This window comes from Paenibacillus sp. HWE-109 (assembly GCF_022163125.1).
Taxonomy (GTDB): domain Bacteria; phylum Bacillota; class Bacilli; order Paenibacillales; family NBRC-103111; genus Paenibacillus_E.
The window spans coordinates 5,558,692-5,582,949 of sequence record NZ_CP091881.1 but is presented as its reverse complement, the minus strand read 5'-3'; the positions used below and the strand labels follow the sequence as shown (position 1 = coordinate 5,582,949).

The 24,258-nt window shown below is 45.9% G+C and carries 21 protein-coding genes; 19 read left to right on the top strand and 2 right to left on the bottom strand.

Annotation, left to right across the window (positions count from 1 at the left end; genetic code table 11):
• Positions 1-46: 46 nt before the first annotated feature.
• The 4 genes from metA (at position 47) to mqnC (ending at position 4,642) form a co-directional block, all read left to right on the top strand.
• Entirely contained in the window at positions 47-991 is a 945-nt protein-coding gene (metA, locus tag LOZ80_RS23750; protein ID WP_238167016.1) for a homoserine O-acetyltransferase MetA, read from the top strand.
• 37 nt (positions 992-1,028) lie between these two features.
• Positions 1,029-2,198, top strand: coding sequence for an aminotransferase class I/II-fold pyridoxal phosphate-dependent enzyme (locus LOZ80_RS23745; RefSeq protein ID WP_283214799.1), 1,170 nt, complete (start codon positions 1,029-1,031; stop codon positions 2,196-2,198).
• Entirely contained in the window at positions 2,195-3,367 is a 1,173-nt protein-coding gene (locus tag LOZ80_RS23740; protein WP_238167014.1) for an aminotransferase class V-fold PLP-dependent enzyme, read from the top strand. The genes LOZ80_RS23745 and LOZ80_RS23740 overlap by 4 nt, the downstream gene beginning before the upstream one ends.
• Before the next feature lie 138 nt (positions 3,368-3,505).
• A complete protein-coding gene (gene mqnC, locus LOZ80_RS23735; protein ID WP_238167013.1) occupies positions 3,506-4,642 on the top strand; it encodes a cyclic dehypoxanthinyl futalosine synthase in 1,137 nt (378 codons plus the stop codon).
• A gap of 157 nt (positions 4,643-4,799) precedes the next feature.
• Here mqnC and LOZ80_RS23730 read toward each other — a convergent pair whose 3' ends face one another.
• Positions 4,800-5,900, bottom strand: coding sequence for a GGDEF domain-containing protein (locus tag LOZ80_RS23730; protein WP_238167012.1), 1,101 nt, complete (start codon positions 5,898-5,900; stop codon positions 4,800-4,802).
• Positions 5,901-6,079: 179 nt separating this feature from the next.
• Between LOZ80_RS23730 and LOZ80_RS23725 the strand changes: the two genes are divergently transcribed.
• The 5 genes from LOZ80_RS23725 to LOZ80_RS23705 all read left to right on the top strand — a co-directional run bounded on the left by LOZ80_RS23725 (position 6,080) and on the right by LOZ80_RS23705 (position 12,464).
• On the top strand, positions 6,080-7,036 hold the full coding sequence (locus LOZ80_RS23725) for a putative sporulation protein YtxC (protein ID WP_238167011.1): 957 nt from the start codon (positions 6,080-6,082) through the stop codon (positions 7,034-7,036).
• A 346-nt stretch (positions 7,037-7,382) separates the two neighbouring features.
• The gene (gene thrS / locus LOZ80_RS23720) at positions 7,383-9,317 is read left to right on the top strand and encodes a threonine--tRNA ligase (protein ID WP_238167010.1); all 1,935 of its coding nucleotides are present in this window, start codon (positions 7,383-7,385) and stop codon (positions 9,315-9,317) included.
• A 182-nt stretch (positions 9,318-9,499) separates the two neighbouring features.
• On the top strand, positions 9,500-10,150 hold the full coding sequence (locus LOZ80_RS39205; protein ID WP_283214688.1) for a 3D domain-containing protein: 651 nt from the start codon (positions 9,500-9,502) through the stop codon (positions 10,148-10,150).
• A gap of 339 nt (positions 10,151-10,489) precedes the next feature.
• Complete coding sequence (locus tag LOZ80_RS23710; protein WP_238173090.1) at positions 10,490-12,007, top strand: methyl-accepting chemotaxis protein; 1,518 nt, start codon at positions 10,490-10,492, stop codon at positions 12,005-12,007.
• Between the two features lie 76 nt (positions 12,008-12,083).
• On the top strand, positions 12,084-12,464 hold the full coding sequence (locus tag LOZ80_RS23705; RefSeq protein ID WP_238167009.1) for a hypothetical protein: 381 nt from the start codon (positions 12,084-12,086) through the stop codon (positions 12,462-12,464).
• Positions 12,465-12,511: 47 nt separating this feature from the next.
• Here the strand turns inward: LOZ80_RS23705 and LOZ80_RS23700 are convergent, their stop codons facing one another.
• Complete coding sequence (locus LOZ80_RS23700) at positions 12,512-13,804, bottom strand: ammonium transporter (RefSeq protein WP_238167008.1); 1,293 nt, start codon at positions 13,802-13,804, stop codon at positions 12,512-12,514.
• Between the two features lie 272 nt (positions 13,805-14,076).
• Here LOZ80_RS23700 and liaF point away from each other — a divergent pair, with 272 nt between their 5' ends.
• The 10 genes from liaF to aroF all read left to right on the top strand — a co-directional run bounded on the left by liaF (position 14,077) and on the right by aroF (position 24,209).
• Complete coding sequence (gene liaF, locus LOZ80_RS23695) at positions 14,077-15,198, top strand: cell wall-active antibiotics response protein LiaF (protein ID WP_238167007.1); 1,122 nt, start codon at positions 14,077-14,079, stop codon at positions 15,196-15,198.
• Between the two features lie 9 nt (positions 15,199-15,207).
• A complete protein-coding gene (locus LOZ80_RS23690) occupies positions 15,208-16,275 on the top strand; it encodes a HAMP domain-containing sensor histidine kinase (protein ID WP_189012630.1) in 1,068 nt (355 codons plus the stop codon).
• A complete protein-coding gene (locus tag LOZ80_RS23685; protein ID WP_238167006.1) occupies positions 16,265-16,915 on the top strand; it encodes a response regulator in 651 nt (216 codons plus the stop codon). Before LOZ80_RS23690 ends, LOZ80_RS23685 begins: the two co-directional genes overlap by 11 nt.
• Positions 16,916-17,000: 85 nt before the next feature.
• On the top strand, positions 17,001-17,414 hold the full coding sequence (locus LOZ80_RS23680; RefSeq protein ID WP_238167005.1) for a YugN family protein: 414 nt from the start codon (positions 17,001-17,003) through the stop codon (positions 17,412-17,414).
• A gap of 143 nt (positions 17,415-17,557) precedes the next feature.
• Complete coding sequence (locus tag LOZ80_RS23675) at positions 17,558-19,165, top strand: S1C family serine protease (RefSeq protein ID WP_238167004.1); 1,608 nt, start codon at positions 17,558-17,560, stop codon at positions 19,163-19,165.
• A 113-nt stretch (positions 19,166-19,278) separates the two neighbouring features.
• Complete coding sequence (locus LOZ80_RS23670; protein WP_238167003.1) at positions 19,279-19,968, top strand: response regulator transcription factor; 690 nt, start codon at positions 19,279-19,281, stop codon at positions 19,966-19,968.
• A gap of 1 nt (position 19,969) precedes the next feature.
• Complete coding sequence (locus LOZ80_RS23665; RefSeq protein ID WP_238167002.1) at positions 19,970-21,448, top strand: sensor histidine kinase; 1,479 nt, start codon at positions 19,970-19,972, stop codon at positions 21,446-21,448.
• Positions 21,449-21,494: 46 nt separating this feature from the next.
• Positions 21,495-22,451 carry a 4-hydroxy-3-methylbut-2-enyl diphosphate reductase gene (locus LOZ80_RS23660; protein ID WP_238167001.1) on the top strand — a complete coding sequence of 319 codons (957 nt, stop codon included), beginning with the start codon at positions 21,495-21,497 and terminating at the stop codon, positions 22,449-22,451.
• A gap of 60 nt (positions 22,452-22,511) precedes the next feature.
• Positions 22,512-23,027: a DUF2062 domain-containing protein gene (locus LOZ80_RS23655; RefSeq protein WP_229757647.1), complete on the top strand. Its 516-nt coding sequence runs from the start codon at positions 22,512-22,514 to the stop codon at positions 23,025-23,027.
• Between the two features lie 138 nt (positions 23,028-23,165).
• Positions 23,166-24,209, top strand: coding sequence for a 3-deoxy-7-phosphoheptulonate synthase (gene aroF, locus LOZ80_RS23650; RefSeq protein ID WP_189012622.1), 1,044 nt, complete (start codon positions 23,166-23,168; stop codon positions 24,207-24,209).
• Positions 24,210-24,258 lie beyond the last annotated feature (49 nt).

Below are 24,258 nucleotides of genomic sequence, written 5' to 3'. Positions count from 1 at the left end.
TTTGCATTTACAACCCATTTAACCCTTATGAAAAGGAGTGAACAGGATGCCGATCAAGATTCCAGACAACCTGCCAGCCAAAGAAATTTTAAACCAAGAGAACATCTTCACTATGGATGAATCCGTCGCGTATCATCAGGATATACGTCCGCTTCGCATTGCTTTGCTGAATTTAATGCCAACGAAGGAAACGACGGAAACGCAATTGCTGCGTTTGATTGGGAACACCCCGCTGCAGGTGGAATTCGTTCTTTTGCATCCGAAAACTCATACATCTAAGAACACGTCCGCTGAGCATTTGGAAATGTTCTATAAAACTTTTGACGATATTAAAGATGAGAAGCTGGACGGCATGATCATTACAGGTGCCCCAGTGGAACAAATGGAATTCGAAGATGTGAATTACTGGGAGGAATTGACGCAGATCCTGAACTGGAGCAAGCAAAACGTCACTTCCACCTTGCATATTTGTTGGGCTGCTCAAGCGGGTCTATACCATCACTTCGGTGTGCGCAAGTTTGCCTTGGAGCAGAAGATGTTCGGTGTATTCCCACATACCGTTGGCGTGCCGAATACGAAGCTGCTGCGCGGCTTTGACGAAGTGTTCAATGTTCCGCAATCGCGCCACACGGACATTCGTCGGGACGACATTGTACGATGTCCAGACTTGGAGATTTTAGCTGAATCAGAGGATTCCGGTGTCTATATCGCGGCTACGCGGGACGGAAAACATATTTTCGTCACGGGCCATTCCGAATACGATGCGAATTCCTTGAAGTGGGAGTACGATCGGGATGTAAACAAGGGGCTTGAAATTGAGATTCCACGCAATTATTACCCGAATAATGATCCTAGCAGACAGCCTTACAACACATGGAGAGCGCATGCGAACTTGCTATTCTCCAACTGGTTGAATTATTACGTGTATCAAGAGACACCTTTTGAATTAAACGTGAACATTAATGAAAGCTGGGCCAGCTCGCAATTGTAAAATTGAAATCCATACCCATGAGGAGGAACTCCCTTTGTTGAAAATCGAAAGTCGTCTCGCTCAAATTGGCTCCATTGAAGAACCTGTTACCGGGGCTGTAAGCTTCCCTGTTTATCAAGCTACTGCTTTCCGTCATCCGAAGCTAGGTCAAAGCACTGGTTTTGATTATGCCCGCACCAAAAGTCCGACACGCAAGGTGCTTGAGGATGCCATTGCTCAGTTGGAATCCGGAGACGCTGGGTTTGCTTGTTCCTCAGGGATGGCTGCGCTGCAAACGATCTTTGCTTACTTCAGCCAAGGAGATCACTTGATCGTTTCCTTGGATTTATATGGCGGTACGTATCGTCTGCTAGAGAAAATCATGTCTCGTTTCGGTGTGACGGCTACGTACGTGGATACGAATGATTTGGATGGTCTGGAAGCAGCGTACCAACCGAATACCAAAGGTTTGGTTATTGAAACGCCGACCAACCCTTTGATGATGATAACGGACATTGAACTCGTATGTACATGGGCCCGTAAGAAGGGCATTGTTTCCATCGTGGATAACACATTGCTAACACCTTATTTGCAGCGTCCGATCGAGCTTGGAGCCGATGTCGTTGTTCATAGCGCCACGAAGTATTTGGGCGGACACAATGACGTGCTTGCCGGCCTTATCGTGACGAAGGGCAAAGAGCTTTCCGAGCAAATGGCGTTCTTGCACAACTCTATCGGAGCGGTCCTTGGACCGCAAGACAGTTGGCTGTTGATGAGAGGCATGAAGACACTCGCACTGCGGATGGAACGTCATGAGCAGAATGCAACCGCGATTGCTAATTTCTTGCTCGCGCATCCGCTTATCGATGAAGTGTACTACCCGGCATTGGAAACACATCCTGGCTATGCGGTGCAAAATAAGCAATCCAGCGGAAATACGGGGATATTCTCCTTTAAAGTTGCTGACGCCCGGTTGATTGAACCGATCCTGCGCCACATTCAACTAATTGCTTTTGCAGAAAGCTTAGGCGGCGTTGAATCCCTTATGACTTACCCTGCTGTGCAAACCCATGCGGATATCCCGCTTGAAATTCGCCAACAAATTGGTGTGGACGATCGTCTTCTTCGTTTCTCAGTCGGTATTGAACATATCGATGACTTGATTGCAGACCTTGCCAACGCATTAAGCCAAGCACAAGCCGAAATCGAAGGAGAAATCCGTTCATGAGCCATCCATCTGATGATAAACGCAAGCCTCAAGGCAAGTTCGCAACGAAACTGATTCATTTTGGCGCTGAAATTGATGAGGCGACAGGGGCATCCAGCGTGCCCTTGTACCAAGCTTCTACCTTCCATCAAGCGGACCTCGAGTCTTCGCCAGAGTATGATTATACGCGTTCGGGCAACCCAACCCGTCAGGCATTGGAAGATTACATAGCCTTGCTGGAAGGCGGTACACGCGGCTTCGCATTTGCCTCCGGCATGGCGGCGATTTCTTCCGCGCTTATGCTGCTTTCTCAGGGAGATCACGTCATCTGTACGGAAGATGTGTATGGCGGCACTTATCGTTTGCTTACTACCATCATGAATCGGATGGGGATTGAGTCCACGTTCGTTGATATGACAGATATTGCGCAAGTACGCGCAGCTCTTCGTTCCAACACAAGGGCGGTATTCATCGAAACGCCGTCTAATCCGACGCTGCGCATTACAGATATCAGCGAGGTCGCTGCTTTTGCCAAAGAGCATGATTTGCTGACGATGCTCGACAATACCTTCATGACTCCCTATCATCAACGTCCAATTGAGCTGGGCATTGATATCGTTCTGCATAGCGCAACTAAATTCCTCGGCGGACACAGTGATGTTCTCGCTGGTCTAGCGGTTGTAGCTAACGACAGTCTGGGACGCCGCATGAAACAAATTCAGAATGGCATGGGGAACGTTCTGGGAATTCAGGACTCCTGGCTGCTGATTCGCGGGATGAAGACGCTGCAAGCCAGGATGGAGATGTCAGAGAAAGGCGCGCGCAGACTGGCTCAGTGGCTTTCGGAACAGCCGGATATTGAATTCGTCTACTATCCAGGTCTGCCGAACCATCCGCGCAGAGACGTGCATGAGAAGCAATCCTTGGGTTACGGAGCTGTCGTTTCCTTCGATGTGGGCTCCGGTGAGCGGGCCAAAAAACTGCTCAGCAAAGTGCGCATTCCGCTCGTAGCGGTAAGTTTGGGCGCTGTAGAAAGCATTCTGTCCTATCCAGCCATGATGTCTCATGCGGCGATGCCTAAGGAAGTTCGCTTGCTGCGCGGCATTACGGACGGTTTGGTTCGGTATTCGGTAGGGTTGGAAGACATCGAAGATATTATAGAAGATTTGGAACAAGCGCTGCGCGGTTAGCGTCCCTATGATATTCGAAAAAAAGCCATATTTGAATGAAGTATACCCTCTGGGAAAGCAGCATTTGCTGCTTTTTTGGCATGAGTATGATACGATGAATGGATACAAGCTTTCAGAAATTCAAAGGAGTGAGTTGCTATGAAACCGATCGATCGCATTTTATATAAAGCGCAGGCAGGCGGACGAATTGATGTAGAAGAATGCATTACACTGTTCGAATCTGATCAAATAGAAAAGATTGGCGACACCGCCAATCAGATTATGAAGAAATGGCATCCCGATCCGATAACGACTTTCGTCATTGGACGCAACATTAACTATACGAACATCTGTGATGTGTACTGCCGTTTTTGTGCATTCTATCGTGCGCCAGGTTCAGCTGAGGGCTATGTCTTGCCGGATGAAACGATTTTCCAAAAGATTCAGGAAACACTGGATGTGGATGGCACTGAAATTCTGATGCAGGGCGGAACGAACCCGAATCTGCCGTTCAGCTATTACACGAATATTTTGCGTGAGATCAAGAAACGCTTTGATATCACGATGCATTCTTTCTCACCAGCGGAAATTATGAAAATGAAAGATGTTTCCGACGGTTTATCTTTGGAAGAAGTGGTTCGTCAGCTTCACGAAGCAGGTCTTGATTCCTTGCCAGGTGGCGGAGCGGAAATTCTTGACGACCGGACGCGCCGCAAAATCAGCAAGCTCAAAGGCTCTTGGCGTGATTGGATGGATGTCATGCAAACCGCTCACAAAATCGGTATGCATACAACGGGCACGATGGTTATTGGATTCGGGGAATCGATGGAGGAGCGTGCGCTTCATATGCTGCGTATCCGTGATGCCCAAGATGATGTGATTCATCAGAAGCTGAACACCCCTGGATTCTTGGCGTTCATCCCGTGGACGTTCCAACCAGACAATACGAACATGAAGGCGGAGAAAGTGACGCCGGAAGAATACTTGAAAACTCTGGCGATTAGCCGGATTATGCTGGACAATATCCCTAACTTCCAGTCGTCATGGGTAACGATGGGGCCAGAAGTTGGCAAACAGACGCTCAGCTATGGCTGTAATGACTTCGGCAGCACGATGATTGAAGAGAATGTCGTTTCCGCCGCGGGCACAACGCACAAAGTCAACGTGTCCTCGACGCTGGATATCATCCGTCAAGCAGGCAAAATCCCGGCGCAGCGCAATACGAAGTACCAGACTTTGCGCGTGTTTGATGACGTGAACGTGAAGATTGATAAAGATTTCGTGATGCAGAACTAAGGTTTAAACAGATACAACGCTTATCTCGTATTTAATCCACTCGGGGGATTAGCTGGGATAAGCGTTTTTTTTGTTGCGTCTGGAAGAGGCGATTCATTAAAAAACCTCTTGAGATTGCCCCAAACGCGGCTATATCAAGAGATTCATAGAGCTGGATTTAATTAGCTTCCTTCAGTGGAGATGTGTAAATAACGGTTTTGTTTTTACCTGTCTTCTTCGCTGTATACAAGGATTGATCAGCTCCGGCGAATAAGGATTCCTTGGAGGCTCCAGGGTGATACTCGCATAATCCGATGGAGATCGTTACTGATTGCCCGCTCAATTCTTCATATTTCATTTGGGAAATCTGCCAACGGATGCGCTCCAACGTCTCGAAGACTTCATCTGTTTCTTTTTCTGTGAAAATGATGGCAAATTCCTCGCCGCCATATCTAGCGACAAAATCATTGAGGCCCACACGATTTTTCAGTGTGCTGCTGACACTTTTCAAGACGGCATCGCCTGCCCTATGACCATAGGTATCATTGACTTTTTTGAAATTATCAATGTCTAGTACAGCGATATGAATGCAGAAATGGCCCGATTCATTTTGCTGGATCAGCTCATCCAAATACTCATGGAAAGTAATATGATTATACAGATCTGTTAATGCGTCTGTTTTGGATAGTTTATCCATAATAATATTTTTGATCATCAGCTCTTGTTTAAGTTCGGTAGTAGCTTTCAAATTGGTTAAAATTTCTGCGCCGCGCTTCATAATTCCCGAAGCTATGATGGAAACTACGAGCAGGACGGGAACAACGGCAAGGAGATCGATTGGTTTATAGTTGGAGAAAACGCTTAATTTAATCCAATACAAGATAGAGATAGAAAGCAGAGAGAGCGCTAGCGCATAAATAATTTTGGATAGCTGAAAGTAAAAGATGGAAACGAAAATTGGGAGAAAAAGATAGAGTGGAGCTAATTTCATATCATGATTGTAGTAAATAAGCGCGAAGGATAAGACGGCGCCGCCACTGATAATGTAGTAGTCCAAAAATCTTTTGCTGTACATATTGATGAATTCAAGTAGGGACATGATGAGGATCATGATGAGTAGTGGGATGATCAGTCGATTGATGATGAATTCCAAATCTTGTTGGATGGAAATGGCATAGATAAGTTCGAATGGCAGTTGAATCCAAACAAGCAACCAGTAGGCGTTAAGTAACTTCCGGTTCCAGTCCTGTTTGTGTTGATTTGATGCATCCATTTGCATAGGTACCCACTCCAAAATATGCTACTTAAGCACTATTACCCGTATCATAACATGAATATCTTGCCGATTGGAATAACTTTAACGAAAGATTTGACAAAAAATGCTGAAAAGAAATGGCAAATTGTTCGTTGTATATCTGATTCTTATCGACCATATACTCTTAAAGGAGGATGTAGTAGATGGAAAGGAGTGAGGTCATGGAACTGTTTGCAGTTGTGTTGATGAATACGATAGAACCATATGTACGTTCGCTAACCGCTCAAATTGAAAGTGAGCTGCAGCTTTTACATATCGCTGAATGTGAATGGACGATTCACTATGAATTATTTGAAAACCATGCATCCATTCATGTTGAAGCGCATGTTCATGAAGAGGAAGCGTCTGCAATGCGCAAAAAATGTTTACAAGGGCTTGCAGATGCATTGGCTGAGCATATTATGATGGACAAAGAGTCTCATATGCTGCGAAATTTGATTACCAAAGAGTTTAAATATGAGAACAAAGAAGATGTAGATGTTATCGAGGGTTATTGTACGCAAACGCACCTGGATACTCCGATTGAGGAATCTCCCGTTATGAGCAGCATTTCTGGTCGTTTGCGGCGTAAACAAGTGTTATCTGATCAGCTCGCGCTGGCCCTAGAAGAAGCGCCGCGATTAAGCTTAGATGGCTTTATTTTATTTCGTATGCAAGATTATTTGGATGAGTTAAGGGAAATTGCGGAGTATGCGATCGATGAGTTTATGATGGATCGTCAATACCAGGAGTTTATTTCACTCTTGCAGTACTTTGTTTACATTCAGGAAGCTAAGATTCCCGTGGCTCATTTGATTCACAAGGGAGGCCATGAATTTGTTATTTTAAATGATCGGCTGGAGCTCATTGATGCTAATGAATTTGATGCTTCTTTTAAAATGGAAGTGCTTGAAAAAGATATTAATTTTGAAGATATGATCGTTAGCACATTAATCACGGTGTCCCCTGCTAACATCTATATTCATACACGAGACCCGGATATGACAATAATCAAGACGATTCGACAAATTTTTGAAGATCGTACAACAGTATGCGCTTATTGTCGAACATGTGATATCTATCTGGGTGAAGCGAAGAAACAGGATCAACTCTCCCCTTGACCTTGGGCAAGCAGCGAATTATAATAATGAACGAAGGCGTTTAGAACAAAGACATGAACTTTCTGTTAGAACTGCTCAGAGAGAGGAGACCAGGCTGCAATCTCCTTCAGTAATCGGACTGTTTACCCCTTTGGAGCCGTATCGTGGAACTCTGCCTGATCTGCAGGATGGATAGTATACAATACCGGAGTCATTCTCGTTATCGAATGCTGATGAGGATTCACTTACCGCAATGGTAACATGTGAATTGAACTAGGGTGGAACCACGAGTTGAGCGCACTCGTCCCTTATGGGATGATGTGTGCTTTTTTGCGTTCAAAATGATGAATACCTAGGAGGAACGAAGATGGTCGTACAAGTTAAATTACCAGATGGTGCTGTAAGAGAATATGCAGTTGGAACGACGATTGAACAAGTTGCAGAGTCGATTTCATCCGGTTTGAAGAAAAATGCGGTAGGTGGAAAAGTAAACGGCAAATCAGTCGATCTTTCCTTCGCCTTGGAGCAGGATGCAGACGTAGAAATTCTAACGTTGGATAGCGAAGCAGGATTAGAAATGTATCGTCACAGCACAGCGCATTTGATGGCGCAGGCTATCAAGCGCATCTATGGCGAGAAAGCCGTTAAATTAGGAATCGGACCTGTCATTGAAGACGGTTTCTATTATGACATCGATTTGGAAACGCCTCTGAATCCGGAAGATTTGGTGAAAATCGAGAAGGAAATGGAGCGCATCGCGGGTGAAAACTTGGCAATTACGCGCCGTGTTGTATCCCGGGAAGAAGCGATTCGTATTTTCACAGAGTTGGAAGATCCGTTTAAGTTAGAATTGATTCGCGATTTACCGGAAGATGCGGTGCTAACGATCTATGATCAGGGCGAGTTCTTTGACCTTTGCCGCGGACCGCATTTGCCTTCCACAGGTCGTATCAAAGCTTTCAAATTGCTTAGCGTAGCAGGAGCTTACTGGCGCGGAGACGCTAAAAACAAAATGCTGCAGCGGATTTACGGCACGGCATTCCCGAAAAAAGCGCAATTGGACGAGCATCTCCACCTCTTGGAAGAAGCCAAAAAACGCGATCACCGCAAATTGGGCAGAGAGCTCAAAATGTTTGCTTTTTCCCGCGAAGTTGGACAAGGGCTGCCGCTTTGGCTGCCAAACGGTGCCAAACTAAGACGTACGATGGAACGTTATATCGTTGATTTAGAGGAACGTTTGGGCTACCAACACGTGTACACGCCTGTATTAGCTAATGTCGAACTGTACAAAACTTCCGGACACTGGGAGCATTACAGCGAGGATATGTTCCCCAAAATGGTGATGGACAATGAAGAGCTTGTCCTTCGTCCAATGAACTGCCCGCATCATATGATGGTCTATAAAACCGATATGCGCAGCTACCGTGATCTTCCGATTCGTATTGCAGAGCTTGGCACGATGCACCGTTATGAGATGTCCGGAGCGTTAACAGGTCTTCACCGTGTTCGTGCGATGACGTTGAATGATGCGCATATTTTCTGCCGCTTGGATCAAATCAAGGAAGAGTTCTCCCGTGTCGTTAACTTGATTCGTCAAGTGTATGCTGACTTCGGCATTACGGACTACCGTTTCCGTCTTTCCTACCGCGATCCCAAAGATACAGAGAAGTATTTCCAGGATGATCAAATGTGGGAAACTTCCCAACGCATGCTGCGTGAGGTAGTGGAAGAATTAGGTCTTCCTTTCTTTGAAGCGGAAGGTGAAGCGGCGTTCTACGGTCCTAAGCTTGATGTACAAATCAAAACAGCACTGAAGAAGGAAGAGACGCTTTCGACGGCACAAATCGATTTCTTGCTGCCTGAGCGTTTTCAATTGGAATACACAGGAGAAGATGGCCAGAAGCATCGTCCTGTCGTTATTCACAGAGGCATTATCAGTACGATGGAACGGATGACTGCCTTCTTGCTGGAGAACTTTGCTGGCGCCTTGCCAACTTGGTTGATGCCAATTCAAGCGAAAGTAATTCCAGTCTCTCCTGCCTTCGAAGAGTTCTCCAATAAAGTGACGGAGCGTTTGCTGGCAGCAGGTATTCGGGTGGAAGCCGATAATCGCAATGAGAAGCTCGGTTATAAGATTCGGGAAGCGCAATTGGAAAAAATTCCATTCATGCTCGTAGTTGGTGAAAATGAAGTAACGAATGAAAGCTTGTCTATCCGCAAACGCGGTCAAGGGGATCTGGGAACCCATCCAATTGACGAAGTGATTGCCATGATTAATGAAGAAATAAGTAAAAAAATATAATTTTCACGCCTAAACCTCAAGCAGAGAAGAACTTCTTCTCTGCTTTTTTTGTTTTCAAATTTCACCAATAGGGTATGTATAAGGGAACGTAAGGAGGACATCTTAATCAGTGAGTCTGCATACGGAGGTTTAAAGCTGAAATGAACTGGACAACCTGCAATAGTAGGGGAGGTATTAAAAAAATGTTTTTGCAATTAATCACTCAACCCAAATGGTTGGGGGCATGGATGGTCGTTAATGTTCTCATTGCGCTGTTCGGACAAGAGTCAAATCATCACACTAGCCACACGACGGAAGTCGCCGTCACCCATATACAAACGCCGCAGCGAATAGACTATTCGGGGAAAATAGCGCCTATTTCCTTGCCGGTCGCGCAAGAACATCAGCAACAAATCAATTTTCGGTATGTGCCGAAACTAGACTCGGATTTGTCCAAGCTCAAGGCTGTTGAAGTGACAGCCACAGGTTATTTTGCAGGTAAAGAATCTACAGGCAAGAATCCAGATCATCCCGAATATGGCATTACGTTTTCTGGAATCAAGGTGAAGCGGGATCATAAAGCGCTGTCTACCATAGCGGCAGACACCAGCGTCTTCCCGCTCGGCACGGTTTTGTTTATTCCCGGATATGGATATGGCGTTGTAGCGGATACCGGAAGTGCGATAAAGGGCAAGAAGATCGATCTGTACTTTGATACCAAAGATCAGGTGTATAAGGAATGGGGCAAAAAAACGGTGAAAGTCTTTGTTGTTAAAGAGGGACAAGGTAAAGTGACAGAGCTCATCTGGAATCAACTCAAGGATGAGATTCTAGCTCCAGCCAAAGCGTTATAATGTCCTGTTAGCCGAATATTTCCATCACATCGGTAACATAAAAAAACCTGTTTGGGAGAACCTATTCATACAGGAGGTGATTGAACATGGCTAAGAACAAGAACAACAAAAAAGCAGCTCAAGACGTAGAATTTGCTAGTGAAACTTCGGTACCTAGCAAGCAACAACAAGCGAATACCCAAAACCAAAACAAATAACGAAATACACAAACATAAGAACGGAAAAAACAGAGATCTAATCAGATCTCTGTTTTTTATTTCTTTCCAACTCCTCTTTTTTTCGATATAATGTAACAAAAACTAACATTAAGGTTCCTTTTGGGGGGAGTGCCAGTTGCTTATGCAGGTCGAGCGGAAACTGAGAGTTTGGTTCTACGCTTTTATCTTTATTGGTATGATTGTAAATGTAAGTGCCTTCGTGACGGAATCTCGATGGTTTACGGCTGCTGGATTGGCTGTTTTTTTATTTATAGGTGTATTTAGTTGGTTCGGTCTTAAACATTCAAAGTCTGCTGGTGTTGAACAAGATCAGCAAGAGCAATTCCGAACATTTATCCAAGAATCCCAAGTTGTTGCGGATCGCTTAGCGGCGGCTGTCGAAGAAGTGAATCGCTCGATTGGACATCTCCTAGAAATCGCTGATGCCTCCATTCAAGGGGAAGAAGATTTGAAAATCCGCAGCAATCAAGCCGTCGGGCAGCTTCAGGAAGCTTTTGCGGCGATACAGCAGGTAGCGGCAGCAGCCGATCAAATCCTGGATTCCTCCTTACATATGCATCAAGAAAGCGAACAAACCAAGGATACGGTAGTTGATGTTTGCCGCTCGTTGAATGCGACAGATGAAGTGATGACAGATCTACATACGAATAATGACACGATGCAGAAGAAGATTCAGGACTTAACGGAGCATACGTCGAAGATAGAAGAAATTAACACGTTTATTACGGAAGTCGTTTCCCAAACATCGCTGCTCGCCCTTAATGCATCGATAGAGGCGGCTCGCGCTGGAGAGCAAGGCCGGGGCTTCTCTGTCGTAGCCCAGGAAATTAAGAAGCTGGCAACGCAAAGTCATGATGCTGTAACCAAATCCTCAGAGATTCTCGAATCGATTGAGAGTGGTGTTAGGCAAGTTGTCGCGGCTGTTGCTGAAGAGAAGGCTTCCGTAGCGCTTGGAATCGCCGAGATGAAGATCATGAAAGAAAAGATTGACGCGATCTTCTCACTCATTCTGCATGTGAATAACCTTGTTGCAAGCACGACAAGCTCGACGCAGCAGCAGTCTTCGTTAGTTATGGGCACAAGAACCTCGCTTGGACAGGTGGTTGATTTAATGAATGAGACGATGTCGAGTGTTGAACATACCTTGGAACAGATGAAAAAGCAGCGTCAAGAAGTGTCTATGCTCCAATTGATTAATCAGAACTTGGATCGCTCTTCCGCAGAGCTCATTCAAGCGATACAAGCGGTAGGGCTGCGCAACAAAGAAGGCGTCGTTGATGTTAATATTCAAGAGATTAAGCAAATGTTGAATTCTCTTGTCTTATTAGCTGATATCACTTCACTCGCTGATACTAAGCATGCTGCTCAATTGAGTGCAGTTTTGAAGAAAACGGAGGGGGTCGAAGCGATTTGGTCGAATCGCGCCGATGGGACCTTCATCTTTTCCTTGCCTGAGGCAGGGTTAGTTAATGGCAAAGGAAGAGAGTGGTGGAAGCGTGCGATGGCAGGCGAGCTCTTCGTTTCACAAGAATACGTGTCAGCTATCACGAAAAAACCGTGTATTACCTTATCGAAATCGATAATAGATGACATGGGAAACCCGATTGGTGTTGTAGGAATCGATTTAATCTTGAAATAAGTGTTCTCAAATCACTTCTTTTAGTGTAAAATAAGATTACTGTGATGAATCTTGACATGGAAAGATAGGTGGTTTGATGATGCTGAATGCTTTGCGATCGGATGGAAATCCTCATAGAACACCTAGGAAAGCTGCAGAGGTATTTCCTTTCTTGGAAGCTTACATTATTCGCAAGGAGCAGCAAGTCTTAGAGATCGAACAGGTTGTCGAGCGCTATGAAGTCAAGCGAATGAAGGAAGAACGCGCATATCAGACGATGTCTTCTCTTCGCCGCATGTTCTCAGGCAAGAAACCTGACCATCATCTTGCTGTCGAATATATTCATTATGTGAAGAAACCAATGGAGCAAGTAAGGATGCTGCGTGCCGAAATTGCTCATGCCAGACAAATTATGAATGAATCTAAACCTGGCGATGTCGTCTCGATCCCCGATGAGATTGAAGAATTGCTCTCTTAATACAAAGAAACCCTTCCGCTATGGAAGGGTTTTTCGTTTGTAGCAGGTTAGGATTTGCCGTTTTTCAGCTGCTGCAGATCCAGGAAGCCATCCTCTTGACTGTAGGCGGGAACACCGTGGATTCCTACATCTAAGCCTACCAGCTCTTCGTCACGGCTGACTCTGATGGGAACGATGAGGTTGATCAACTTCATGATGCCCCATGTGAGCACGAAGCCCCATATACATACGGTAACGAGTCCCAATGCTTGAACACCTAGAAGGCTAAAGCCGCCGCCATAGAATAAACCAGCCGTTCCTTCGCGGATAGCATCGGGTTGGGCGCATAACCCAACGGCCAATGTTCCGATGCTTCCGCTGACACCGTGTACGGGAAATGCGCCGACGGGATCATCAATGCGTTTTGACTCGAGGATTTCAGTTGCATAAACCATGGAAATTCCGCATATAGCTCCGATCAGGATTGCTGCTACATCGCTAACGAAAGCACAACCCGCGGTAATACCGACCAGCCCGGCAAGCGCGCCGTTGATCACCATAGGTGGATCGGCCTTGCGGTAACGCATCATGGTAAACAAGATGCAGGCTGCGCTTCCGGCGGCGGCTGCCAGCATCGTGGTCACGGCAATATGGCCGATTGAAGTGTTCGTCGCACTCAACGTACTGCCTGAATTAAATCCGAACCAACCGAACCATAGAATGAAGGCGCCTACCGAGGCGAGTGGTAAATTCGAGGGAGGGACGATGTTGGCTGTTCCATCCGCTGAAAATTTGCCAATCCTCGGCCCGATGATCATCGCTGCTGCAAGGGCAGAGAATCCGCCAAGTGCATGGATGACAGCGGAGCCAGCGAAGTCCACCATGCCGAGTTTGCCGAGCCAACCGCCCACGGCCCAGACCCAGTGGCCTGCAATCGGGTAGATGATACCTGTCATTGCGATTGTATACAGGATATAGGCGCGGAAATTGATGCGTTCCGCGACAGCTCCCGATACAATGGAGATAACCGCGATAACGAAGGCGCATTGGAACAGCCAATAAGTCTCATGTGAGATATTCAAGACGATGTGTGTTAAATCCCCTCCCATGAAAAAACCAGTCGTACCCAGTAATCCTGCAACATCTTTCCCGTACATAAGTCCAAATCCGACGAAATAAAAAATAAGTGCACCGAAAGCGATGTCAACAAACACTTTCATAATAATACTTACGGCATTTTTTTGTCGTACAAAGCCTGCTTCAAGCAAAGCGAAGCCGCCCTCCATCAATAAAATCATGGCAGCAGTCAGAACCACCCAAATGGTATCTAGGCCGCTGGAAAGCTGTTGGATTGCATCCATTCTCTGATCTCTCCTCATAATGCAAGCGTTCTTTTGCACCAATTATACGGTTCTGATGATAAGCATGTCAACGAAATACGTAAGAATACATAACATACATCATGAATTGTTCGTTTTCAGAAATTTCATGTCAGTTATTCTGTTTCCGTCTGCCGACAACTCAGTCTCTAGACCGAGGCAACCTTCAATCCTTCGTCTCTTTTCATTCTTGACGGTATCTTATAGACTAGAGATATGCTTAACAACGATGCACACAAATGGAGGAAGAACGTATGAATCCGCACATGTTTCAACGGATAATTTGGGGGCTTGTCCTCGTGACAGCAGGGTCCCTTTTTTTACTTAATCAAATGGGGCTAATTGAAATTGATCTAGCTTATATGTTTTCCACCTACTGGCCTGTTATTCTGATCTTCTATGGATTGGCCGGTTTCGTCTGGCAGCGGAAATATCATTGGGGAGGCTCAATTTGGAGTTTGCTCATATGCGGTGTCGGAATCATATTTCTTCTGAAAAATTTGAATCTGACGGACTTGTCGCTTGGCGAAATGTTGAAGTTCTTAGCGCCGGTTGCGCTCATCTTATTCGGCCTGAATGTCATTTTCAGACCAAGCAGGAAAGAATCGCCGGAGTGGCCTTCGATTCGCGCAGCCAAAGAAGAAGCAAGACGTGTGCGGCGTGAAGCGAGAAGAGAGCAGCACAGGAGTCACCGGAACCCATGGGATCAACCTAAACCGAATTCTCCTAAGACACCTATGCATACAAACACATCAAATGACGATCGATTTTCAAAAAATGATGGAAAACGTGAGCTCAGTGAAGAGGAGAAAGCTGTACTCAAAGATATCCATGGTGAATTTCATGACAAGCTTGGGGAATGGGAGATTGGCCAGACACCGGAGGCTAAGCAGTCGCAAGAAGCTCATCCGCATCAACCGCGTCAACCGAAAACGCAGGCTTATCATCACCATGAACATAAGTATGATGAGTTCGTAAGGAATTTCGATAATGGCGATGTTCTGCATCGACATGGCTTTATTGGGGATGTGCATCTTGGACAAGAAGCGTGGGAGCTGAAACCAGTCCAAATTTCTCATTTTATCGGTGATTCTATTATTGACCTAACCCGTGCTTCCATTCCTTTGGGAGAAACAGCGATTCATGTGACTGCCTTTATCGGCGATGTGAAGATTTTCATTCCAAATGATATTGATGTCGAAGTCCGCGTGATGGCAAGTTCCTTCATCGGAGATATGAAAGTGCTGGAGCGCCGCGAGAGTGGTTTTTTGCGAAGTGTTAGAACGCAGACCTCTCATTATGAAGAGGCGGAACGCAAAATAATCGTCACAACGAGTATGTTTATCGGGGACATCACCATTAAAAAGATAGGTTAAGGATGGAGTATGTATAAATTGCGAATGTTCAATATGAAGTGGCAGCTGCTGAATTACTTTCTGATCTCAAGCTTGCTGACGGTTTCGAGTATTTATATCGTAATTGAATACTACAAGGAAGATCTCGCTTATTGGGAATTTCGGATGTGGTTCCTGATTGCGATTCTCGTCGTCTGCCTCTCCGTTGGCTATGTGGCAACAAGACGCTGGCAGCGCAAAGTGGATGAATTGCATGTGGCTATGCTCGAATTGTCCAAAGGGAATTTCTCCAGTCGTATTGAGATGGAGCCTGTTGAGCCATTCTTATATCTCTATGATGCTTTCAATAAAATGGCTTCTTCCGTTGAAGAACGTGTTCAATTGCTTCAGAAGCTGGGCGAGGCGGAAGCTATTCGCGACCAGGAGCTCACGGAGAATGCTGTCATGGAAGAAAGAAGGCGGTTGGCGCGAGATCTGCATGATACCGTCAGCCAAGAACTTTTTGCGATCCATATGTCCGCATCTTCGCTGCCTAAGATTCTCGAGCGAAATCCAAGTGCCGCCCCCTCGGTTATGAATCAATTGATTGAGATGTCCCATCATGCCCAGAAGCAGATGCGCGGCCTCATTTCTCAATTAAGACCGATTGAGTTAAATGATATGAGCTTACAAGAAGCCCTGGAGAAGTGGTTTCCGGAATATTGCCGGAATCATGAGCTGCAGGGCCAACTTGACGTCTCTCTTCATGAATCCATATCTGAAGCCATCGAGCATCAATTTTTTCTTATTATTCAAGAAGGCTTGGCCAATGTCGTTAAGCATGCGTCAGCCAAACAAGTTCGCCTGGCTATCTATGAAAGAGAACATCAATATGTGCTTCAACTCCAGGACGATGGGCAAGGTTTTGAGCGAAGAGATATTCCTTCTGCCTCGCACGGTTTATCAACCATGAGGGAACGTGCGCAAAAGCTCGGAGGCGAAGTAGAGATTGATAGCAAGTTAGGTTCAGGAACACGAGTCCGTGTGCGTATTCCGCGGTTTAGCGGGCAAGCAGCTCTTCTATTGAAGGAAAGAGAGGGAGGCAGTCATGAGCAGTAATATGAAAGTTATGATTGTAGATGATCACGACATGGTTCGCGTGGGGTTGCGTACTTATATATCCTTAGAGCCTGGTTTGGAAGTGGTTGGGGAAGCTTCCAATGGACAAGAAGCTTTTGATAAGTTAGTGCTAGGGCTGTCCGGGCAACTGCCTGATGTGATTTTGATGGATTTGACGATGCCCGTTCTGGACGGGATTGGTGCAACCAAATTAATCTCCGCCAAGTTTCCGCAAATCAAGATTATTATGCTGACCAGCTTTCTAGAGGAAGCCAAAGTACTGGAAGCCGTAGAATCTGGGGCGATCAGCTATATGCTGAAGACGGTCTCATCGGAGCAGTTGATTCATGCGATTCAAAGCGCATATCGCGGCATGCCGGTTATGAACTCGGAAGTCTCCTTGGCGCTTACAAGAGGAATTCGGCAGCGCAATGAGATGCCAGCAGAAGAAGGCTTAACTTCACGAGAGAAAGAGGTATTGCTGTTAATCGCTGAGGGGAAAAGCAATAAGGACATTTCCGAGGAACTTTTTATTAGCATCAAAACGGTTAAGACGCATGTCAGCAATCTATTAATGAAGTGTGAGTTGGAAGATCGGACGCAATTAGCCATCTTTGCCCATCGCAAAGGTTGGGTCTAAGAAAGGAATCAATCGCACATAAAAACTACATTTTGGCACACTCTAAGCATAAGTAAAATAATATGAGCGCTAAGGGAGTGCCTGAATGAAAACATTATCGTCCACCCTGGAACAGGTTCAAGAATCTTTTGACAGTGTGCGAGATCATTTGCATGAATTTGATTTCGCCTTAGGCGGTGGTTGGGAGTATGATCACGGCTATTTCGACCGTTTTTTGGATGAAGCCCATAAAGTGTGGCTGCGAATACCTTTTCAAGTCGTGACTGGAAGAATCGATGGAGACACAGAAGCGACGGATGCGATTGTGGAGGTAGGAACCCCGTTCGTATTAAAACATGTCTATAATGAAGGGTTGGATCATGAAGCCGAAGCGGAAACTTACGGAGCGCTTATTGACCAATTCCAAACCCCGCTGGATTCCGATGCCGAAATTGAAGATAAATGGGTGAAAGAAGCAGCTGGACTGCTCAAAAAAGTGGAGCAAGCCTGGCTGCAATAAGAAAGCCCTTTTTTTACCTCCATTTTATTGTTTTTTAATATTCGTTTAAGGTTGTGGGTGCATGATAGAACTACAGACAACGAGAGATTATCCTTCAAGTACATGCACTTATAACTTTATTAAACAAATGGAGGTAAGACCCTATGGAAGATAACAAAAAAGACTACAGCGACTTCTTCAAGCCGCAGAACAACAATAGTACGAACCCTGAGCATGAAACTCGTCATGAAAACAGCTCGCAAGAACCACAGGATCCTAATAAAGAGAGACCTTCCTACTATTACTCCTATGGTCCTTACAAATCAGCTTTTAACGAAAATAATGAAGAAGCTTTGACAACGACTTCGGCTTCCGGTTCGGAAGGAACTTCCAGCGTGGAAGTAACACCACCTAAGAATTTGCGGCCATTTAGTTTCGGACCTGATATCAGCCATGCGCAAGGGCAAGGCCCGTGGGATCCGAATCACGCCAGAAAGCGTACTTCTGTGAAAAGTGTGTTCGCAGCTTTCATGGCAGGCGCATTGGTTGTAGGCGGACTGATGTTTACCGCGGATAAGTTGAACATGTTCTCAGGCAATAATCAACCGCTTGCATCCGGCAGTTCTTCTGTAGCGGCAGCGAATAATTCGAATAGCAATGGCGGCGAAGTGAAAAATGTCGGGCTCGACGTTGTTCGTCCAGGCAATATTGCAGCTATCGCGCAAAACGCGGGTCCTGCAATCGTGAAGGTAGAATCCTTGGTGAAGGCGAAGCAATCTACGCGTAGCGGTGGCGGCAACTCACTTTTCGACGATCCATTTTTCCGTCAATTCTTCGGAGATAACGGTGGCGGCACGACGACTCCCAAGAGTAACCAACAAGATTCCGGCAGCGGTGCACTGCAGCCGGCAGGGATGGGAACGGGCTTTATTTTCGAGAAGTCCGGATATATTTTGACCAATGAGCATGTGGTGGATGGTGCGGATGAAATCCAAGTAACTGTTGAAGGTTACGACAAACCATTTAAGGCCAAATTGTTGGGTAACAGCTATGATTTGGATCTAGCGGTCCTCAAAATCGAAAACAGCAAAGAATTTCCTATTCTGCCACTAGGCAAAGCTGAAGATGTGAATGTTGGTGATTGGGTTGTTGCCATTGGTAACCCCTACGGATTTGACCATACAGTAACCGTTGGTGTGCTTAGTGCCAAAGAACGTCCAATCAGCATTCCAGATACCAAAGGAACTCGCGAATACAAGCATCTGCTTCAAACCGATGCTTCTATTAACCCTGGGAACTCCGGCGGACCATTGCTTAACCTGAACGGTGAAGTGATTGGGATCAATACGGCAGTAAGCTCGCAAGCACAAGGTATCGGGTTCGCGATTCCTACAAGTACGATCTCTTCTGTCCTTGAGAATCTCAAAAACAATGTCCAAATTCCTAAAGAGCCAGTTCCTTACTTAGGTGTTGGCCTGCAAGATATCGGCAAAGACTGGGTAAGTGAATTGAAGCTTACGAATACAGACGGAGCGCTGGTTGGAAGCGTTCAACGCAAAAGCCCAGCATTCCAAGCAGGTCTGCGTCAATATGATGTTATTGTCGATATCAATGGCACCAAAGTGAAAAACTCGCAAGAGCTGATTACCAAGGTTCAAGGTACGAAAGTTGGCGATAAAGTAACGCTTGGTCTAATTCGTGACGGCAAACGCATGGAAGTGCCTGTTACGGTTGGGGACAAAAACACATTGGCAGAGACGCCGGCAGAATAAGGTTTACTTACAAAAAAAGGAAGTGGAGTCCCGCGGCCGTAAGCTTGCAGGCTCTGCTTCTTTTTGCATGTGGTTGAATTTGGTACAATGTAAGGAAAGAAGGGGGCTCACCGATGAGAGAAAATATTATGGTTATTGATGATGATGAGAAAATTACGTCCATGCTTAGGCGGGGCCTGGCTTTTGAAGGTTATTCCGTTGAGACGGCAAGCAACGGCGCCGATGGATTGAAGCAAATGCTGAGGACTGAACCTCATTTATTGATACTTGATGTGATGATGCCTCATATCGATGGTTGGGAAGTTGTGCGTCGTATGCGGGAAGGCGGCAGCGAGGTGCCGATACTGATGCTGACAGCCAAAGATGAAATTAGTGATCGTGTCAAAGGTTTGGATCTTGGCGCTGATGATTATTTGGTCAAGCCTTTTGCCCTTGAGGAATTGCTTGCACGCGTGCGTGTGCTTCTAAGACGGCGAATGGAGCGGCCGGAGCAGCAGACGAATCGACTGAATTATGAAGATACGATCCTGGACCTTGATACAAGGGAAGTTTTTCGCGGGGAGCAGTTAATTGAGTTAACGACGAAGGAGTTTGATTTGCTGCATTTATTTATGCAGAATCCTAAGCGCGTGCTCTCCCGCGATATCATTATGGAGAAAATTTGGGGCTACGATTATAGTGGCGAATCCAATGTACTTGAGGTTTACATAGCGTTGCTGCGCCAAAAAACAGAGGAATTCGGGCATAAACGATTAATCCAAACGGTGCGGGGAGCAGGTTATGTCTTGAGAGGAGAAAATTAAGATGTCTCTTCGTTTTCGACTAACGCTTTGGTATTCAGGGATATTGGCACTGACGATGCTGCTTTTCGGCATTGTTCTTTATTTCTTCTTGAATTACTTTCTGTATGATCAAATTCGGCAGGATGTGAAGCGGGAAGCTGGGAATACGTCACAGCGTATTCAAAAAAGCTTTGCGCTTTCGCAGAAGGGTCTTGTTGTTGATTTGGAGCTGGAAAGTCGAGATTTTTATTCCACGAATATGTTTTTGCAATTATATAATGTAACGCTCAAAACATTCAATCGTTCGAATAACTTACAGCTTTATGATTTGACCTTGCCGTTAGCCAAGGATGTCGTCTCGCGCTTACAGAATGAGGGTGGCTTTTTTGAAAAGACGAAGGTGCTCGGGCAGGATTTCCTTATTTATCATCAAGCAATCATAGGCAAGGTAGATGGACAAACCCAACTGCTCGGTATTCTGCAAGCGGCAGTGCCCATTGGCAGTTACGAAAGAACGTCTGTGACGCTGAGGAATACGCTCTTTGTGTGGGCCTTCCTGACGATTATCGTTGCGGCATCCTTAGGTTGGTTCCTTTCGCGCAAAGCGCTTCAACCGATTGAACGCGTCATTGATGCGGCCAATCAAATCGGTAGTGGAGATGATTTGGAGAAACGAATCCTGTATGATGGGCCGCTCGATGAAATTGGCCGTCTCACCCAAACTATTAACGGGATGTTGTCACGGATTCAAATCACCTATTTAGAACTGGATGAAGCTTACCGCGCCCAACGCAGGTTCGTATCGGACGCTTCTCATGAGTTGCGAACACCGCTTACGACGATCCGCGGCAATGTCGATCTCCTCGAGAAGATGTGGAAGATGACGTCAGGAAGTACGGAGCTCTCAACGCCGGAGCAGATGCAAATGTCGCTGGAGGCGATGCATGATATTGCCGGAGAAGCTCAGCGAATGAGCCGGCTGGTGAATGATCTCTTGGCGCTTGCTAGAGCCGATGCTGGTGGACTCATGGAGAAGAAGCCTGTTGAGATGCTGCCGCTTGTGCAAGAAGTCGTTAGGAGAGCTCAGCTCCTCGAACATACGGCCGAATGGTGTGTCGGGGAATTAGACGATCTGGAGAATGCTATCGTGCAGGGGAATCGAGATTATTTACAGCAACTGCTCTTTATTTTCATTGAAAACGCCTTTAAGTATACACCAGCGGGGATGGTATCGTTCGAGGTATCGCGAACCCATAACTTTATCGGTATCCAAATTGCAGATACGGGCATAGGAATGGATAAAGAAGATATCCCTTATATTTTCGACAGATTTTATCGGGCGGATTTATCGCGGGGGCTTACTGCAGGCACGGGGCTTGGCTTGTCGATCGCCAAATGGATTATTGATGAGCACGGCGGGTCTGTGGAAGTGACCACTCGCAAGGATGAAGGCAGTACCTTTATGATCTGGTTGCCGGCTAACTTTCCTCTACCTGTGTAATCAGCTATAATAAAAGGAAATATGATTATACAGGTGGGTGGAAGACATGGAAGTACTACGTATATCTCCTAGAGGCTATTGTTATGGTGTTGTTGATGCCATGGCACTTGCGATGCAAACTGCAAAAAACTTGAATCTTCCCAGACCTATTTATATATTAGGCATGATTGTTCACAATGCGCATGTCACGGATTTCTTCAAAGAAGAAGGGGTTATTACCCTTGATGGCGAGAACCGTCTGGAAATACTCGAGCAAATCGAGCAGGGAACGGTTATTTTCACCGCTCATGGCGTTTCGCCTGAAGTTCGACGCCGCTCCCGTGACAAAGGGCTGACTGTCGTGGATGCCACGTGTCCAGATGTCACGAAGACCCATGATTTGATCCGCGAGAAGGTCGCTGATGGCTATGACATCATCTACATCGGAAAGAAAGGCCACCCTGAGCCTGAAGGGGCCGTGGGTGTAGCGCCGGAGCATGTTCATCTGATTGAGAAATTAGAAGAAGCCGATGCGCTGAACATCAAAGCGCAGCGCATCATTATTACGAACCAAACAACAATGAGTCAATGGGATATCAAACATATCATGAATCGGTTGCTTGAGCTTTTTCCGAAAGCAGAGATTCACAATGAAATATGCCTGGCAACCCAGGTGAGACAAGAAGCAGTAGCCGAACAAGCGAAGGAAGTCGACTTGGTTATCGTGGTTGGAGATCCCAAAAGCAATAATTCCAATCGCCTGGCGCAAGTTTCTGAAGAGATTGCCGGAGTCAGAGCTTATCGCATATCGGACATCTCTGAGCTGGACCGTCATTGGTTAACGAACGTGCGCAAAGTAGGTGTGACTTCCGGTGCTTCTACACCGACACCAATTACCAAAGAAGTCATTACTTACCTTGATGCGTATGATGCAAAAGATGAAACCACTTGGGGAATTACACGTACTATTAATATGAAGAAGCTTATTCCGGCCGTGAAGTCCAAAGCAGCTAGCCGTGAGTAATTCGCAATTATTCCACAGGGCGGGATTGAGACCAGCATGCAGAGCACTCAGAAGGTGAAAATGATGAAAACTCGCTACGATTGGAAAAGCACAAAACGCTGGTTTAGATATAAATATTTAGGTCTCCTAAGGGCCAAAGGCGGTCCATCTAAGGTAGCTCGTGGATTTTCCATTGGCTTGGCCATAGAAATGTTTACTTTGCCGACAGCAGGTTTTGCCTTTGTTCTAATCTTTCCCTTGGTCTATTTACTAAGGGCTAACTTACCAGCGGCTTTAATTGGTTTTGTATTCGGTAAGATCATCTACATTCCGTTCTCGATTCTGAATAAGCAAGTCGGAGATTGGCTGGTGCCTAAGCACTTCAAGGTCTATTTGATCCATCATCTGCCGCATATGCTCTCTAATATCATTAGAAGCGGTTTGGACTTGATTGTTGGCGGGATGGTGGTTGGCGCGATTCTTGGACTCATCGCCTATTTCCCGGTCATGCTCTTGCTCAAGTATCACTCGAATCGCCGTAAGGAAAAACGCAAAATTCGTAAAGAGCAACTCGTTGCTTCGCATACAAAAGAATAGACAATAAATTAACGCTTGACGAATATTCGTCAAGCGTTGTATATTTACTTTAGTGGTTAAAAGCGTAGAAGCATAGAAGCGAACAAGCGTTGAAGTGATATAGTGAAATAACCCATATAACAGAGGAGTGTGTAGAACATGATCGCGATTACATCCCATAACACAACTGATGAGCGTATTCAGGAAATTGTCCAAATTATTGAGAAGCAAGGTGTACAGGCGCACGTTTCCAAAGGTGAAGACCGCACAGTCATCGGCATTATCGGTCAAGCTGATCCTAAGCTTGCTGAACAGCTACGTCAATTATCAGGAGTTGAACAAGTCGTGAAAATATCGAAGTCCTACAAATTAGCAAGCCGTGACTTTCATCCGGCCGACACAGTGATCAAGATCAAAGGCGTTGAAATTGGAGGCGAACAGCTCGTTGTCATGGGCGGCCCTTGTGCGGTAGAGACACCGGAGCAAATCGATGAAATCGCACGTTTGGTGAAAGCGGCAGGCGGTCAGGTTCTGCGCGGCGGTGCTTTCAAACCAAGAACAGGTCCTTACAGCTTCCAAGGAGTCGGCGTTGAAGGATTAATTATGATGGCAGAGGCAGGTAAGAAACATGGCTTGCTGACGATTACTGAAGTCATGACTCCGGAGTACGTAGATGTATGTGCACAATATGCGGATATTCTCCAAGTTGGTACACGGAATATGCAGAACTTCGATCTGCTTCGCAAACTGGGGACTATCCAGACACCTGTCCTTCTGAAACGCGGTTTCAGCTCTACCTACGATGAGTTCCTGAATGCAGCCGAGTATATCCTTGCTGGCGGCAATCCCAATGTAATGCTTTGTGAGCGCGGAATCCGAACATTCGAAACTTACACGCGGAATACATTGGATTTATCGGCGATCCCGGTTCTTAAGCAATTGAGCCATCTTCCTGTCATCTCTGATCCTAGTCACGGCACAGGGCGCAGAGAGCTGGTAGTGCCAATGACCAAAGCATCTGTTGCGGCTGGAGCAGACGGTCTTATTATCGAAATGCATACAGATCCGGATAATTCCATGACAGGCGACGGCGTGCAATCCTTATTCCCAGACCAATTCGCCAACCTGCTTGTAGATCTTGAGAAGCTGGCTCCGCTGCTTGGCAAAAAGTTTGATACGCCGAAAGAAGTTAGTATAGCTTAATAGGAAAATGTTAGAAAAGACTGGTTTCTTCTTAATAGAAGAAACCAGT

What these genes read in the sequence shown, in the direction of transcription:
- LOZ80_RS23675 (WP_238167004.1), top strand. Translation starts at nt 17,558, where the DNA reads ATGGAAGATAACAAAAAAGACTACAGCGACTTCTTCAAGCCGCAGAAC.
- aroF (WP_189012622.1), top strand. Translation starts at nt 23,166, where the DNA reads ATGATCGCGATTACATCCCATAACACAACTGATGAGCGTATTCAGGAA.
- metA (WP_238167016.1), top strand. Translation starts at nt 47, where the DNA reads ATGCCGATCAAGATTCCAGACAACCTGCCAGCCAAAGAAATTTTAAAC.
- LOZ80_RS23680 (WP_238167005.1), top strand. Translation starts at nt 17,001, where the DNA reads ATGAAAACATTATCGTCCACCCTGGAACAGGTTCAAGAATCTTTTGAC.
- LOZ80_RS23700 (WP_238167008.1), bottom strand. Translation starts at nt 13,804, where the DNA reads ATGGATGCAATCCAACAGCTTTCCAGCGGCCTAGATACCATTTGGGTG.
- liaF (WP_238167007.1), top strand. Translation starts at nt 14,077, where the DNA reads ATGAATCCGCACATGTTTCAACGGATAATTTGGGGGCTTGTCCTCGTG.
- mqnC (WP_238167013.1), top strand. Translation starts at nt 3,506, where the DNA reads ATGAAACCGATCGATCGCATTTTATATAAAGCGCAGGCAGGCGGACGA.
- LOZ80_RS23660 (WP_238167001.1), top strand. Translation starts at nt 21,495, where the DNA reads ATGGAAGTACTACGTATATCTCCTAGAGGCTATTGTTATGGTGTTGTT.
- LOZ80_RS23710 (WP_238173090.1), top strand. Translation starts at nt 10,490, where the DNA reads ATGCAGGTCGAGCGGAAACTGAGAGTTTGGTTCTACGCTTTTATCTTT.
- LOZ80_RS23740 (WP_238167014.1), top strand. Translation starts at nt 2,195, where the DNA reads ATGAGCCATCCATCTGATGATAAACGCAAGCCTCAAGGCAAGTTCGCA.
- LOZ80_RS23705 (WP_238167009.1), top strand. Translation starts at nt 12,084, where the DNA reads ATGATGCTGAATGCTTTGCGATCGGATGGAAATCCTCATAGAACACCT.
- LOZ80_RS23665 (WP_238167002.1), top strand. Translation starts at nt 19,970, where the DNA reads ATGTCTCTTCGTTTTCGACTAACGCTTTGGTATTCAGGGATATTGGCA.
- LOZ80_RS23690 (WP_189012630.1), top strand. Translation starts at nt 15,208, where the DNA reads ATGTATAAATTGCGAATGTTCAATATGAAGTGGCAGCTGCTGAATTAC.
- LOZ80_RS23670 (WP_238167003.1), top strand. Translation starts at nt 19,279, where the DNA reads ATGAGAGAAAATATTATGGTTATTGATGATGATGAGAAAATTACGTCC.
- LOZ80_RS23725 (WP_238167011.1), top strand. Translation starts at nt 6,080, where the DNA reads ATGGAAAGGAGTGAGGTCATGGAACTGTTTGCAGTTGTGTTGATGAAT.
- thrS (WP_238167010.1), top strand. Translation starts at nt 7,383, where the DNA reads ATGGTCGTACAAGTTAAATTACCAGATGGTGCTGTAAGAGAATATGCA.
- LOZ80_RS23685 (WP_238167006.1), top strand. Translation starts at nt 16,265, where the DNA reads ATGAGCAGTAATATGAAAGTTATGATTGTAGATGATCACGACATGGTT.
- LOZ80_RS23730 (WP_238167012.1), bottom strand. Translation starts at nt 5,900, where the DNA reads ATGCAAATGGATGCATCAAATCAACACAAACAGGACTGGAACCGGAAG.
- LOZ80_RS39205 (WP_283214688.1), top strand. Translation starts at nt 9,500, where the DNA reads ATGTTTTTGCAATTAATCACTCAACCCAAATGGTTGGGGGCATGGATG.
- LOZ80_RS23655 (WP_229757647.1), top strand. Translation starts at nt 22,512, where the DNA reads ATGATGAAAACTCGCTACGATTGGAAAAGCACAAAACGCTGGTTTAGA.